General features: G+C 52.5%; 2 protein-coding genes and 1 pseudogene. 1 reads left to right on the top strand and 2 read right to left on the bottom strand.

Annotation, left to right across the window (positions count from 1 at the left end; genetic code table 11):
* A pseudogene (locus tag ACOYIE_RS10375) lies at positions 1-215 on the top strand (glycerol kinase); the annotation flags it as partial.
* A gap of 181 nt (positions 216-396) precedes the next feature.
* Here the strand turns inward: ACOYIE_RS10375 and ACOYIE_RS10370 are convergent.
* The gene (locus ACOYIE_RS10370) at positions 397-1629 is read right to left on the bottom strand and encodes a peptidase U32 family protein (RefSeq protein ID WP_433412924.1); all 1233 of its coding nucleotides are present in this window, start codon (positions 1627-1629) and stop codon (positions 397-399) included.
* Positions 1622-2676: endolytic transglycosylase MltG (mltG, locus tag ACOYIE_RS10365; RefSeq protein WP_433412922.1), on the bottom strand; the 1055-nt coding region annotated here is incomplete at its 5' end. The genes ACOYIE_RS10370 and mltG, both read right to left, overlap by 8 nt.

Below are 2676 nucleotides of genomic sequence, written 5' to 3'. Positions count from 1 at the left end.
TCCGCCGGCCGGTCATTCGCGAAACAACTGCGCTCGGTGCATGCTATCTGGCCGGTCTTGCAACCGGTGTATGGAGCAGTCGGGAAGAATTGACGCATCTCTGGCGGTGCGATACCCTTTATCAGCCCCGCATGCGCACTGACGAGCGCCAAACCCTGCTGTGCGGCTGGGACAGGGCCGTCGGCCGCAGTCTGGATTGGGCTCCGCACGAATGAAACGTATGCGCACTCCGCTTCGTATATACCCTCTAAAAGACGCAATTGAAACATGAGTGTGCAGTTCTTGCCGCAAAGCGCTTAAAATACAGCGGACACCTTTTACTATCTTTTATGCAGCAGGCACACAAAACAGGCTGCCAGTTTTACTGGCAGCCTGTTTTTCACATCCGGCGGCCGCTTAATCCGGCCTTTCCTTTTTCTTGCGCAGAATGGCAAATGGGTCAACTGCAAACGGAAACTGAAAATGCACCCGCATTTGCGGCACATTGAACAGTTCGAGCGCCTCCCCTTCCTCATTGACCGCATTTTCCGCACGGAACACATACGGCGCTTTGCCCGGCTGCAGCAGCTCCAGCTCCTCGCCTTTAAAAAAGCGGTTTTTCAGCGCGAATACCGCTTTTCCGTCCGCATCCGCTTCCACAGGCATGCCGACAACCTCATATTCCCGAATATACTGGCTGTCGCCATAGTGCTGTCCATTTTCTGCACTGCCAAAGTAAAACCCTGTATAATATTCTCGGTGGCTTACCTTATTCACCTCATCCAGGCAGAATGGCGGCAGAACAAACTGATTGGGATTCTCCTGATATGCATCTATCGCCGCACGATAAGCGCCGGTTACGCAGGCCGCATAATAGGCCGTTTTGTTGCGTCCCTCTATCTTGAAGGAGTCAATCCCCGCAGAAATCAGTTCCGGTACATGTTCAATCATGCACATGTCCTTTGAATTATACAAATAAGTGCCGTTTTCGTCTTCCCCCACTGGGAAATATTCTCCCGGGCGTTTTTCTTCCATCAGCGCATATTTCCACCGGCAGGGCTGCGCGCATGCTCCCCTGTTTGCATCCCGTCCCGTCATATACTGCGAAATCAGGCAGCGCCCAGAATAGGAAATACACATCGCGCCGTGTACAAACGCCTCAATCTGCAGTGTTTTCGGGGTTTTTGCCCGTATTTCTGCAATCTCATCCAGAGAAAGTTCTCTGGCCAGTACAACGCGCTCTGCGCCCAGATCAGCCCAGAAGTTAGCCGCCTCATAATTGAGAATACTGGTCTGCGTTGAAATATGCAGCGGGATTCTGGGGGCGTACTTCTGCGCAAGACGCAGTACGCCCACGTCGGCTACAATCAGCGCGTCCGCACCGGCATCCTGCAAAAGCTCCAGATAGCCCGGCAGCGCCGGCAAATCCCGATTGGAAGGCATAATATTTACCGTAAGATAGCATTTTACGCCTCTTGCATGGGCATATGCAATCCCCTCGCGCAGGGCCGCCTCGTCAAAGTTTACGGCCGCTGCACGCATTCCGAACTGCTGACCGGCCATATAAACAGCGTCCGCGCCATAAGCCGCAGCAAAACGGAGCTTCTCTATATCGCCGGCTGGGGCGAGCAGTTCTACACGCTTATTCACCGCTGCCTCCCGCATTGGCCGCAGCAGCAGCCTGCGCCTGATTGGATTTTACAATATTGTTCTGATGTTCGTCATAGCTGTTGGCAAACAGGTGTGTGCCATCCGGCATGGCCACATAGTAGAAGTAATTATGCTGCTCCGGATGGGTTGCCGCATACAGCGACTTGTAGCCGGGGTTGCAGATCGGTCCGGGCGGCAATCCCTGCTTGATATACAGGTTATACGGCGTGTCCTTCTCCAGATCCTGCTGGCTGAGCGTACCGCTCGACCGGCCCAAACCATACAGCACCGAAGCATCCACCTGCAAATAGGGGAACGAATCCGGATTGTTCAGGCGGTTATAAATAACGCCCGCAATGGTCTCCCGATCGGTATCGGACCGTGCTTCGCGCTCAATCAGAGAGGCGATGGTCACAATATCATGCATTGACCTGCCAAGCTGCTCCGCACCGGATACAATGTCTGCGCCATATTTGTCATCAAAGTTATTGAGCATCTTGTTGATGGTATCCACCACCGTTGCATTGCCTTTATAAATTTCATAGGTATCTGGGAAGAGATACCCTTCCAGCCAGCCCTGCTTGGGCGGTTTTTCATCCTGCAGGAAGTCATGCCGGAACGGATATTCATTCAGCACCTTATCCAGCGCCTCTTCCGTGCAAACATGCTGATCCAGCAAAAGCTGCTTAATCTGCGCCACCGAATAGCCTTCCGGAATGGTAATTTCCATCGTTTCTGTGCTGGAAGCATTGGTCAGTGCATTGGTAATCTGCCCGTAATCCATGTTGCTGTTCAGTTCATAGCTGCCGGCCAGCACGCTTTCATTATCGCCTTTCAGCTCAATATACAGTTTAAAAACCGTTCCGTATTGGATGACGCCGGCATCATCCAGCTGTTTGGCCATCGAGACAACATCCGTATTTTCCGGAATGTCCACACTGACCACCGCATTATCCTTGACAAATGCAAACACATCGTTTGCCACAAAAATCGCAACCAGCGAAAGCACCACAGACAGCCCCAGGACCACAATCATATATACGATAG

Source organism: Agathobaculum sp., from assembly GCF_050946325.1.
Classification (GTDB): domain Bacteria; phylum Bacillota; class Clostridia; order Oscillospirales; family Butyricicoccaceae; genus Agathobaculum.
This window is presented reverse-complemented; position numbering and strand designations above follow the sequence as displayed.